The following is a 12,038-nucleotide window of genomic DNA, read 5'->3' on the forward strand; positions in this document are numbered from 1 at the left end:
ACTCTCTTTATAGAAAAATATCCTGCAATTCAAGGCGCCAGTCTCTCAATGGGCTGTTCTCTTCCTGCCTATTCCCTGCAGATAGATACGCTTTTAGCTGCAGTCCGCACACATCACAGCAAATCTCCGCTGCCTTTTGGGGTATTTGGCTGCCGAAATATTCGAGAATAAATTTTCTTCTGCAGGTGGTCAAGCTGGCAAACTCTACCATGTTTCTGAGCTTGTCATGCTTATGTTCCAATCGGGCAGAGATTCTCTGGTTTATGTAGCTGAAAAGCGGAATTTGCTGCTGTTCTTCAGCATGCTGACTGGTCAGGAAGGTCAAATATCTGCCCTGTGTTTCCGTAAAGCCGAAATGTTCGGGATTTCCCTCCAATATTTCCTGCAGATGATCTGTAAAGTACTTCACCTGATCTTTTTCTGGAAATTCTGATGAAATCAGATTTTTGGGAATCTCAAAATCTCCCTTTGATATGAGCATAATTGCAATGCTGGGAAGACCATCTCTTCCTGCTCTGCCTATTTCCTGCATATATGATTCAAGCTGTGATGGTATGTGAAAATGGATGACATATCTGACATTCTCCTTATTGACGCCCATGCCGAAAGCATTTGTACAGCAAACAACATCGAGCTGTCCATGTATATATTGCTGCTGTATGAGTATTCTCTGCTCGTTATCCATGCCTCCATGATAATATGCTGTTTTCTCAATTCCCTGTTCTCTTAAAGCAGCTGAAAGCTTCTCTGTCCATTGCCTGCTGCTGCAGTAAATAATGCCCGGACCTTTTAGCTGCTGCACAAGTTCACCCAGCCTGTTCAGCTTATCTTTTAACGAGTCATGCTGTTCCAGTGAAATACCAATGTTTGGCCGGTCAATACTCTGCAGCCTCTCACTCGGGTTCAACAAACATAACGAGGCTTTGATATCATCTATCACTTCAGTAGTTGCAGTAGCGGTCAGTGCAAGGCAGACGGGGGAATTTAAAGAAGCCCTTATGCTGCCCAGCCTGGAGTAATCAGGCCTGAAGTCATGGCCCCATTGAGAAATGCAATGTGCCTCATCAACAACAAACAGAGATATATTACTCTGCCTGAGCGCCCTTAACACGCTGCTGTTTCCCAAGGCCTCAGGCGAACTGAAGATAAAGCGGTAATCCCCAAGAGAGTTCAGTGCCTTTTCTTTTTCAAATCCGTTCAAAAAGCTGTTCAGGGCAATGACCCTCTTTTCGCCCCTCATTTTTATTTGGCGGACCTGATCTTCCATTAGCGACAGCAAAGGTGAAACAATCAGAACGCTTCCTTCACCAACATATGCAGGAAGCTGATAACAAAGAGATTTGCCTCCGCCGGTTGGAAGAAGAGCGATCGTATCTCTGCCTGAGAGAATGTCGAGTAGAATGTCCTCCTGCCCGGGCCGAAATGATTCATAGCCAAACCGCGATTTCAAAATGGGTGTTAAATTCATTTGTGCAATATCTCCTTTCCAGCTACAGCAACGGCCAGCCTGATTTGAAAATAACTATACTCGTGTTTTAAAGCTTCTTTTAACACTTTCAGCTGAAACGTGTTTTTATTCTTGATTTCCCTGACAATCGCATCAAGCTGATCTGTTGAAATAAAACCTTCATATTCAAACGCAGGATCATTCAGGGCAATTTCAACAATGTGGTCTTCGATCGTATTTTTTTTTAAGCCGCGCCGCACTGCGATTTCATCTATGGTAAAGCCGGAAGAAATAAACTGAAGCGTTTTTGCGGTGGAAGCTGTCAAATAAAGTCTTTCTCTCTTATGGGTATTTGCTATTTCGTGCAGGACCGGAAATTTCCCACTGTCTGCTTTTGATACAATGCCGTGAAGAACGTTCCAAAATGAGAGGGAGACAAACGACTCATTCTCTGTGAACATGTCTGCAATCTGGCTGTTCGTATATCCAATACGTTTCGCAGAAGACAGTTTATATACAAAAATTTCTGCTTCAGCGGTACTGTGCTCTTGAAGCAAATGTGAGAGTTCAGCATATAATTGAGAAGATAATGCCAGGCGCTCCTCCCTGTTTGCGGGCAAATATGACTTCAGCCAGGATATCGTTTTCTCATTGTTGGTAATTGGCAGGTAAGCTTTATGACCATCCTTGTAATTAGAAAGAACCTGTACCAAAAGAGCAAGTTTGCTCCAAAGCTCTCTTGCAGCATCGCCATATTCCCAGCCGTTCAGCAAAGAAGGGATGTGCCTCTTTTGCATTGTGCTGCTGAGAAATGTTTCACCCTGCTGAGTAATCAAATATTTATCCTCAGCTGAGCAGAGAACATATCCGTTTTCCACCAGGTACTTCCCAGCATCCTCTATGTCTCTTCTGGTGATATCCTGAAAAAGCGAAAACAGCTGGTGCAAATTGAATAAGCGGCAGTCCTGAATGGTCTGAGAAGATTTTTTCCCCTTAAACAGGTGATAAACTGCAGGAAGAGATCTTTCTCCCCTTAACATTTTAATACAAAAAAGGACAATGACTGCAAAATATTCATCTTTCACTAATATCACCCTGCAAGATTTGACATGTTTCGATTTAACTCTATTTTATCAGTTTTCGGGAAAATGAAAATGTTTAAAGGGGTACTATAAGGGAAAATTACAAATGAGAAACCCTCTATGATAAGCATTCTCAATGATTTTTTTATTGAAAAGTTAAAAAAACATCTTTACAATAGTATAGAAATAAGAGTTTACACCTTTAACGGTGTAAAGTACTATTATAGATACTGTTCATTTATGAACGATTTTCAGGAGGTTTTTCTAAATGCCAAAATATACAATTGTTGACAAAGATACTTGTATTGCCTGTGGAGCCTGCGGTGCTGCTGCTCCCGATATTTATGATTATGATGACGAAGGAATTGCTTTTGTAACCCTTGATGACAATCAAGGTACTGTTGAAGTTCCAGATGTTCTGGAAGAAGATATGATTGACGCGTTTGAAGGCTGCCCTACAGATTCCATTAAAGTATCTGACGAGCCATTTGAAGGCGATGCTCTAAAATTCGAATAGAAAAAAGCGAAAGCCCCGGCTTTCGCTTTTTTTTTTTTGCAGAAAGAGCTATATACAGTTACTATGTTATTTTTTTGCTTTGAGTTTAAACTCCGGTCGTATAACAAATATGAGGTTTTATTATAGTATCTCTGGAATCGCATAACTAAGCAAAAGACCAGTTACAGGAAGACCATTTTTTGATGATCCCCCTAACTGCCTTCAGCGCCGCAAAGCTAGTTTCTTGTGTCCCGGTTTCCAAATATTCAAAAATCCTCACTCGCACTTTAGAAATTCAAAATAAAAGATAAAATAAAAGACTGCCGAGAGTATCTCGACAGCCTGGGGACCTTAAATTTTACTTAAGCCTTAAGAATAAAAAATATTTTACTTTATCTACGCACTTTTATATATCATTTGGTTTTTCAGCCAAGGCTGCAATTTAGAGAATAAGATCATAAACACTGAGGCAATAATTATTCCTTTAACAAAATTGAAAGGCAGTATACCTGCAACTATTGTTTGCCTTGTTTCTACCGCAGACATAGCAGGCATATTTAAAAATAAGGTATATGCCGGAAGAATCACATAGTAGTTTAAAATGCTCATGACAACTGTCATTAACAGAGTGCCAAGCGCCAGACCGGCAAGCAGTCCTTTCGCTGACTGCAGTTTTCTGAATATTAGTGCTGCAGGCAGAATGAAAAGAGAGCCGGCAATAAAGTTTGCCATTTGTCCCACTGGTACGCCAGTCGCACTTCCCTGAATAAGATAATGCAGTACATTTTTAACAGCTTCTACTGTTATGCCCGCTATAGGACCAAACACTAGAGCCGCGATAATGGCAGGAACATCACTAAAATCAATTTTCAAAAATGGCGGAAGCCCCGGGAACGGGAAATCCAGCATCATCAGAATGTAAGCAATACTGCTCAGCATCCCAACTGCTATGTTTTTTCTTAACTTACTTTGTTTCATTTGTTTCCTCTCCTTTTCATGATCAACTTGAAAAGAAGCATTGGTCCATTCTTCCTGTTCACTAAAAAACCCCTTGCTTATAACAGCAAAGGGAGATGTGAGCAGGTTGAATAAGCGTTTAAAAAGTAATTTTTAAAAACGCAGAACCTCCATCTTCTCCCATCCAGACTGTACTGTCGGCTTCGGAATCGCACCGAATCCTGCCGTGTTGCATTGGCTCGCGGGCTTAGAACTGAAATCAGTTCATCACCGCCGGTCGGGAATTTCACCCTGCCCCGAAGATTGATCATATTATTTTGTTTTCAAGATAAATTATAATGCATGAAACTATATTTGTATATAAAAATGATTGTTGCCGAATATTTGCGATTACCATAGCAAATGATTGCCTGCAGTATATCAGCACAACTCTTTCATCTATTAACGCTTTACAGAAGTTTGACACCATTATTTAAATATGGTAAATTATCTGATAATTGATTACAGGAGGAGTTCACTTATGTTTCGAATATTGGTTTCAGATAAAATTAGTGAAGAAGGTCTTCAACCGCTGTTAAACTCTTCTCATATTATGCTCGTGAACAAAAATGTTGCTGATGCAGGTGAGGAACTAGAGACAGCTGACGCACTCTTAGTCAGAAGTGCAACGCAAGTAACAGAAGAATTAATGAAAAAAATGCCCCAGCTTAAAATTGTGGCAAGAGCCGGTGTAGGTGTTGATAATATTGATGTAGAAGCAGCCACAAAACTAGGGATTGTTGTTATAAATGCTCCGGACGGAAACACCATTTCAACAACTGAACATACATTTGCCATGATGGCATCCATGCTCAGGCACATTCCTCAGGCAACCGTCTCTGTAAAGTCAAATGAATGGAACCGAAACGCGTTTGTTGGAACTGAAATGAGAGGAAAAACACTCGGGATTGTCGGTCTTGGAAGAATCGGGAGCGAGCTGGCGAAGCGTGCCAGAGCTTTTGAAATGAATGTAATTGTGTTTGATCCCTTTTTGACTGAAGAACGAGCTTATAAGATCGGCGTTACAACGGCGTCGCTGGATGAATTGCTTTCAACAGCAGACATTATTACTGTACATACTCCTCTAACGAAGGAAACAAAAGGATTGCTGAATGAAAAAACACTATCCAAAACGAAAAAAGGTGTTTACTTAATTAACTGTGCTCGAGGAGGAATTATTGAAGAAGCAGCCGTTATACCTCTACTGGAAAGCGGCCATATAAGGGGAATCGCACTCGATGTTTTTGAAACGGAACCTCCTGAAAACACTTCGCTTCTTCAATATGAGCAGGTAATTGCGACTCCTCATTTGGGAGCTTCTACTAAAGAAGCACAATTGAATGTAGCTTCTCAGGTCTCTGAGGAGGTGCTCGCTTTTTTCAATGGAGAGCCTGTTACTTCGTCTATAAACCTGCCAACAATCTCCAAAGAAGTATATGAAAAAATTATGCCGTTTTACCAATTGGCTAAAAAAATGGGTAACTTTGTTTCTCAGTGCATGGCAGAGCCTGTTAACGAAATTTCAGTTGCTTACGAAGGCTCAGTAGGAGAACTTCAAACTGCAGCTATCACGAAAAGCCTTATTGCAGGCTTCCTAAGTCCCCGCGTAGCTTCAACCGTAAATGAAGTTAATGCAGGAATGATTGCCAAAGAGAGAGGCATCAGCTTTAGTGAAAAAATTTCAAATGAAACTTCAGGTTATGAAAATTGTTTGACTGTTAAAGTAGTCGGCAATAAAAGTGTTTTTTCTATTAAAGGCACCTATATTCCCCATTATGGCGAACGAATTGTTGAGTTAAACGGATTTAATATTGACTTTTATCCGGACGGCCACCTTCTGTATATTCAGCATTCTGATAAGCCTGGAGCGATTGGCCGGGTTGGACGTCTTCTGGGAGACCATTCTATCAATATTGCAACAATGCAGGTTGGGAGAAAGCAGCGCGGCGGTGATGCGATCATGATGCTTTCCTTTGACAAAGCCGTTACTGAAAGAGTTGTTTCTGAACTGAATGACCTTGAAGGTATTGTCTCAGTCAGAACCATTGATTTATAAGCCTTTCAACACCCCGGTATATGTACTTATTCATGATCAACATCATAAGGAAAGAGGAAGTGCCCTTGCACTTCCTCTTTTTGTGAGCAGCTTTCACCGTCTTCCGGCTTTTAAGGAAGAGGAATTTCTTTAGCCTGTCCCTTTGTAAATGTCATGAGAGACTGATATCCCGTTGCTTTAGCCAACTCTACTGCCTTTGAGTAATCTGCCCCAACATCCTCAGGCACATGTGCATCAGAAGAAAGACAGATCGGCACACCTTTTTTAAAGCACATTTCCAGCAGGCGCGGATCTGGATAAAGCTGCCCTATCGGCTTTCTAAGTCCGGCTGTGCTAATTTCAACACATGTTTTAGATTCGGCGAGAGCCGCAGCAGCTCTTTCATATTGCTCCAGCAAAAATTGTTCATTTGCCGGGACATATTGAAAAATTTTCACTAGGTCTAAATGGCCGATAATATCAAATAAATTGGATTGCGCAAGCGTGACTACCTGGTCAAAGTACTTTATGTATACGTCCTCAACGTTTCTCTTATCCCATTCATGAAGATATTCTTTAAGATCTATCCCAAAACCATCAACCCAGTGAATGGATCCAATGATATAATCGAAATCGTAGCTGTCGATAAATTTCTTCATTTCGGCATGCTTCCCTGGAGTATAGTCCATTTCAACTGACATTTTCACATCAATGCCTTCATCCCATGCCTGATGAAATAAGCTGACATAATCATTCATATCATAATAACGTCTTTCTTCCACCCAGGGATTGCTCAATATATCCTTTGTTTGATAAAAGTGATAAGCATGCTCAGAAATGCCAAAATGTGCAATGTTTTTTCTGGCTGCTTCATCCGTAAATTTTTTTAAATAATCTAGTGTGAGACTGCCTCGCTCCAAATGGTTGTGAAAATCGGTCAACATATACATCCCTCCCGCTATTCTTACATTATAGCGAAGAAGTCTGAAAATAGTAAAATTTTTTCCCGTCCTCTATTTCTCAAGAAGGAGGATTTGATCTGGAAATATTTTATCGTCTTTTAATTCATTAAGTTCTATTAGCTCACTCAATGACTTTTCATAATGCTGGGCAATCGAGGACAAGCTTTCTCCCCTAGCAACAATATGCTTTACGCAAGGCTTCGATATTAACAGCTTTTGACCAGGATAAATTCTATCGTGAGAAAGGTGATTCCAGCTTTTCAACTCTTCGCTTCCCACCCCAAGCTTCTTCGAGATGCTCCATAAGGTATCTCCCTTTTTTACAAATACTGCTGAATCAACTGACTGAAGATCACTATGTGCGGAAACAGTTACTGCACTTTGCATTTTTTCCTCAGAAAGCACAATAAACGGATCAATCGCATGCTCTTTTGCAGGCGTCCAGTTTCCTCTATGCACTTCAAAATGAAGATGGTTTCCTCTGGATACGCCTGTGTTGCCCACCGTTCCGATTACCTGCCCTCCTGAGACTTTTTCTCCCTCTCTTGCAAGTCTCTCATTTAAATGAGCGTAAACTGTTTCATAGCCATTTTCATGCATGACAAAAATAACATTTCCATATGTTTGTGAATAATAAGATTTGCTGACAATTCCTTTGCTGACAGAAAAGACTTTTTCACCTTTACTTGCAGCGATGTCTATTCCTTTATGTTTCCCCGCCCTGGTACCGAATGTATCAGATATATAACCGTTTACAGGAAGTACCCAATCATTTTCCTTGTGCTCTGCAGCAGCAATTCTCTTTATTTCTATTGAATACAAAAGCGACAATAACAGGAAAATAAGCGCAAAGCTATATTGTAATACTCTCATTGTATCCTCCTAGACTTTCAAGCAATATATTGATACATGCTTCCATTAAACAAAACTAGTCTGCAGCAAATTCTTCCAATTTATACAGCGGTATTTCTTTTCTTACCGTTTCTATACTCATTTCCTTCTTCTATTTATCAAATAACGTAAAAAAGAGATGCTGTATGCATCTCTAGTTTCGTGGAAGCGGATTTGGCGAGGCTGGGACAACAATAGGTTGTGTTAAATCCATACTTCCTACCTTTGAAATGTTTGTGTTTTCAAATTTCACCTGCTGATATCCAAACTCTTTAGCGGTGAGCAAAATGCCTTCCAGCATTAATACATTTGCTTCTGTATTTTCAATGCGCGCGCTGTTCGAAAATGTCAGTGTCAGTGAGCCTTCCGACTTTTCAATTTTAGAAAAGCTGATTGATTCTGTAAATAATGACTTTAGCTGATGGGTATCAATGCTTTTTTTCATGGCCCCAAGTGCAGCATCTATGCTTGTAAAAGTCTCGGCCGACGGTGTCAGAAGCTTAGGTGTGTTTTCGTCAGCTTGATACAGGTAATAAGCTTTAAAACTTTGCCCCTTCAGCTCCAGCTCTTCCAGTTTGCCATAGTTTCCGGCTTCTACACCCTTTTCCTGAAAGCTGTTGGAATATAGCTCAGCTTCCAAATAACCATTTTGTTTCAGGGTTTCAGAAATTTCATTCAAGCCTTCTGAATCTGCACTTGAGGATAGAACAGCAGCTTCAAGATTCACCTGAACCCTATTCTTACTTTCAATTGGGGTTTTCAGCTGGACTTTTTCAAAAAAAGAGGTAGCAAGTCCCGCTTCTTCTTCATTAAAGTTTTCGAGGATGCCTTTTATTTGAGAAGCTTTGTCTCTATCAGCAATTCCTTTCAGACTGACCGGAATTAAATTTTGAAGATTGGCATCTCTAAATGCAACCGTGATAAAGGTCTCCGAACTCTCAGCTGGAACAACAAAGGTATCAACTTCTTCTTTTAAATCTGTAGTTTCAGGAACAGGCACTACATCATTAACATCATCCCTCTCTTTGGGCAAATCTTCTGTGACAGCTTGATCGGTGGATTGGGAGGAGTTTCCTGCAGATTGTTCATTCCCGGATTGTGAGCCGCTGCGAAACTCTTCGAAGAGAAATGGGGAAAACAGAAACAGAATAAATATAGCTGCAGCGCTTGCCAACACTGGACCGAGCCAAATTTTCTTTTTACTGCTTTGCATTTTCAGCGACACGTTCTGATAGATTTCTTCCGGTGTACGCCGGTCTTTAACAGGAGGTAATTGACTCAGCAAATGTTCTATTTCCTGATCATCGCTTACTTTGGATTTCTTCATGACTGTACCCCTCCTCAGTATTAAATTCTTCTATGCATTTCTTGATTGCCTTTAATGCTCTGTGCTGGGTTGTTTTTACTTTGCTTTCCGTCCAGGACAACGCCTCCGCACTTTCAGATATGGACAAGCCCTGAATATAACGCAGTATCACAACGGACTTTTGATCAACCGTACAAGAATCCAGTGCCTTGTATATTGCAGCCACCTGCTCTCCCTGCATGGTGATTTCATCAGGAAGAGGCCCAGCATCCCTGATTTGTTCTTTTTCCCAGTCAAACTTCTCAAGAATCCGCTGTTTGACAGTTTTTTGTTTTCTGAACCAATCAATGGCAACATGTCTGGCTATTGATAATATCCAGGTTTTTTCACTGCTTCTTCCCTCAAACTTGTCATAAGCTCTCAAAACCCTTATATAAACTTCCTGAGTTAAATCTTCAGCCTGCTCACGGTTTTTTACCATATAGTATAAATATTGAAAAATATCATAGTGATACGTTTCGTATAACCTGTGAAAGGTTTTTTCCATCGGAGAACCCTCCGTTCAATGTATTTGTCGATTATATATCTTTAAAAGTTACATTATAACTATTATTATATAGAAAAAATACAATATCTGCAGAAGCATACCACAACGACTACAGCTGCTGAAGAAAGAAAAACAGCAAACGAATCTTGTAGTTAGTAAATTACAGTTCCCTATGCTAAACATGCAATATAGAGGGAATATGTATTCTCCTTTTTTTCCACATGTATTCATTGTAACTTAAAAAAACTGCAGACACACTCAAGTTACTCGAGTGTGTCTGCAGTCTCAGTCCTGCTCCTTTGGTCTTTCCTTGAAAACAACCGCACTTCTCTCATATTCAATATCATTCAAGCTGGATCTATAGTTAATTACTCTGGCAGCTGCAAAAAAATAATCAGAGAGCCTGTTTAAATATTTTGGTACTACACTGTGTATCTCTGTTTCTTTTTGCAAAGAAACTGTTCTTCGTTCTGCTCTTCTGGCTACAGTTCTTGCCACATGAATGGCAGCTGCTGCAGGAGAGCCTCCGGGAAGAATAAAGCGCTGCAACGGGGGCGCCTCTGCAGTATAAGCATCAATTCTTTCTTCCAGAAATTTCACCATCTCCTCATTTGCTTTGTAGGGACTTTTTTGCTTTTCATGAATCACAGCTAAATCTCCTCCGCAGTCAAAGAGTTCGTGCTGCACTTTTTCAAGCTCCTGATAAATATCCTGAAACGCGGGTTCTTTTAAAAGCGTCATGGCCTGCCCGACAAAAGAATTTAACTCATCAATTGTTCCATATGCTTCAACTCTGAGATCATCTTTATCCACTCTTCCGCCAATGATGCTCGTTTTCCCTTTGTCTCCGGTTCTTGTATAAAGATTCATTGAGGTTCCTCCCTTGTTATAAACGTATTTTCTATTATTCTATTATTATGCTCATTTCTTTGTTTTCTATTCAAATGCAGTTGAGAACCTGCGGTGAAATTATGAGTACAGCCATCTATCAGAAAGCGAATAGTATGCCCTTGCCATCACGGGATATAAAATAAAAAAGAAAATGCCATTTCCTACTGCGTGAGCCGTATCAAACGGGAGTCCGGACAAATAGTACAGCCAGCCATGTTTTGTCATGATAAACATTGGCAGTGATACGATGAAGCCATATAGATAACCCGCAGCGACTGCAAAAGGCGTACCTATCATCAGCATCCTCTTTACTGAAAGTTTTCCAAGGTACCCGAAAAGTACTGCAATCGACCCCCATGCAGCAACTTGAGAGATGGTCCAGTATCCCATTCCCATTAACAAATTGGAAAGAAATGCTCCCAATGCAGCCACAATCAATCCGCTTAAGGGTCCTAGCAGAATGGAAGTGATCATGATGACCGCTGTCATCGGCTGGACATTCGGAATAAATTGAAAGCTTACCCTCCCTGCAACAGCTAATGCTGCCAGCAGAGAAAGCAAGCTTATTTTTTTAACACTCATTTTTACTCCCACTTTTGAAGGTCAAACTCAACAACATCTCCATCTTCAAGGATGATATCATTGGCGCCCTTCATTGCAGGTTCTCCATTTACATCGAACATCCATGCATATTTTTCATCTGCATTCGCTTCAATTCCGTCTATGCTGGTAATAAATCCAGCTTCATCTTCTACTTCAAAATTCTGATTCATTACTTCCATTAAAGATTCGCCCCCTTCAAAGACAACCTCTTTGCTGGAAAGTTCTTCAGCCTTTTGATCTTTTGTCAGCTTAATAGAAGCACTAAGCTCTTCACCTGCTTCTTTAGATAATTCTTGCTGCCCGTTTTCAGGCTGCTGTGAAGCGCCCGAATCGTTCTGGTCAGTTTGAGCCGGTGCACAGGCAGTCAAAACAGCCAGCACAAGGGACATCAACACCATTAAGTATTTGTTCATGTTCAGTCCTCCTATTTTTTAAGTATCAGGAAGATGAAAAATAAAAAGCCCATTCTGGACAGAATGAGCTAAACGACGCCAAAAAAAAATCCGCCGTTCCTTTCTCAATCCCCGAAGAAAAGATACTGAAGGTTGAAAAACCGGCAGGTCTACTGACTTATGCGTCTTCCTACTCAAAGGCCCTTCCCGCAAGAATACTCTTGCAGTGGCATGCCCAATTTCGTCAGCAATTACAGTTGCGGGGACAGTTTTGGCCTTTCACCAAATTCCCTTTTAAACCCGTACAGGTACCGAATTTATCAATAATATTCAGTTGATCTCTTTTTATTTTAAAATACCTTCCCTACAGGAAGCAAGATTTTTCTTGTT

Annotated in this window: 11 protein-coding genes, 1 pseudogene and 2 riboswitches; of the genes and pseudogenes, 2 read left to right on the plus strand and 10 right to left on the minus strand. The window is 40.6% G+C overall.

Going from position 1 to position 12,038, the window contains the following annotated elements; all coding sequences use genetic code 11:
* Positions 1-7: 7 nt before the first annotated feature.
* Entirely contained in the window at positions 8-1,468 is a 1,461-nt protein-coding gene (locus GJU40_RS02490; RefSeq protein WP_154306152.1) for a RecQ family ATP-dependent DNA helicase, read from the minus strand.
* The gene (locus GJU40_RS21330; protein WP_154306153.1) at positions 1,465-2,532 is read right to left on the minus strand and encodes a helix-turn-helix domain-containing protein; all 1,068 of its coding nucleotides are present in this window, start codon (positions 2,530-2,532) and stop codon (positions 1,465-1,467) included. Before GJU40_RS21330 ends, GJU40_RS02490 begins: the two co-directional genes overlap by 4 nt.
* Positions 2,533-2,797: 265 nt before the next feature.
* Here GJU40_RS21330 and GJU40_RS02500 point away from each other — a divergent pair, with 265 nt between their 5' ends.
* A complete protein-coding gene (locus GJU40_RS02500; RefSeq protein WP_154306154.1) occupies positions 2,798-3,046 on the plus strand; it encodes a ferredoxin in 249 nt (82 codons plus the stop codon).
* Positions 3,047-3,421: 375 nt separating this feature from the next.
* On the opposite strand, the gene GJU40_RS02505 is transcribed toward GJU40_RS02500, so the two are convergent.
* Entirely contained in the window at positions 3,422-4,003 is a 582-nt protein-coding gene (locus tag GJU40_RS02505; protein ID WP_154306155.1) for an ECF transporter S component, read from the minus strand.
* 147 nt (positions 4,004-4,150) lie between these two features.
* Positions 4,151-4,290: riboswitch (FMN riboswitch) on the minus strand.
* 212 nt (positions 4,291-4,502) lie between these two features.
* On the opposite strand from GJU40_RS02505, the gene serA reads away from it, so the two are divergent.
* Entirely contained in the window at positions 4,503-6,077 is a 1,575-nt protein-coding gene (gene serA, locus GJU40_RS02510; RefSeq protein ID WP_154306156.1) for a phosphoglycerate dehydrogenase, read from the plus strand.
* Between the two features lie 110 nt (positions 6,078-6,187).
* Here the strand turns inward: serA and GJU40_RS02515 are convergent, their stop codons facing one another.
* The 7 genes and pseudogenes from GJU40_RS02515 to GJU40_RS02545 all read right to left on the minus strand — a co-directional run bounded on the left by GJU40_RS02515 (position 6,188) and on the right by GJU40_RS02545 (position 11,669).
* The gene (locus GJU40_RS02515; RefSeq protein WP_154306157.1) at positions 6,188-7,000 is read right to left on the minus strand and encodes a histidinol-phosphatase; all 813 of its coding nucleotides are present in this window, start codon (positions 6,998-7,000) and stop codon (positions 6,188-6,190) included.
* Positions 7,001-7,219: 219 nt separating this feature from the next.
* Positions 7,220-7,891 (minus strand): annotated as a pseudogene (locus tag GJU40_RS02520) (peptidoglycan DD-metalloendopeptidase family protein); the annotation flags it as partial.
* Between the two features lie 172 nt (positions 7,892-8,063).
* Positions 8,064-9,236 carry a hypothetical protein gene (locus GJU40_RS02525; RefSeq protein WP_154306159.1) on the minus strand — a complete coding sequence of 391 codons (1,173 nt, stop codon included), beginning with the start codon at positions 9,234-9,236 and terminating at the stop codon, positions 8,064-8,066.
* A complete protein-coding gene (sigX, locus tag GJU40_RS02530; protein ID WP_154306160.1) occupies positions 9,211-9,762 on the minus strand; it encodes an RNA polymerase sigma factor SigX in 552 nt (183 codons plus the stop codon). Before sigX ends, GJU40_RS02525 begins: the two co-directional genes overlap by 26 nt.
* A 285-nt stretch (positions 9,763-10,047) precedes the next feature.
* Positions 10,048-10,632, minus strand: a complete 585-nt coding sequence (locus GJU40_RS02535; RefSeq protein ID WP_154306161.1) for a cob(I)yrinic acid a,c-diamide adenosyltransferase — start codon at positions 10,630-10,632, stop codon at positions 10,048-10,050.
* A gap of 99 nt (positions 10,633-10,731) precedes the next feature.
* Positions 10,732-11,235, minus strand: coding sequence for an ECF transporter S component (locus GJU40_RS02540; RefSeq protein WP_154306162.1), 504 nt, complete (start codon positions 11,233-11,235; stop codon positions 10,732-10,734).
* Between the two features lie 2 nt (positions 11,236-11,237).
* Positions 11,238-11,669 (minus strand): DUF4430 domain-containing protein, encoded by a 432-nt coding sequence (locus GJU40_RS02545; RefSeq protein ID WP_154306163.1) that lies wholly within the window; start codon positions 11,667-11,669, stop codon positions 11,238-11,240.
* Between the two features lie 125 nt (positions 11,670-11,794).
* Positions 11,795-11,980, minus strand: a riboswitch (cobalamin riboswitch).
* Positions 11,981-12,038 lie beyond the last annotated feature (58 nt).

Origin of the sequence: Metabacillus lacus (assembly GCF_009674805.1) — a bacterium.
Lineage (GTDB): Bacteria > Bacillota > Bacilli > Bacillales > Bacillaceae > Metabacillus_C > Metabacillus_C lacus.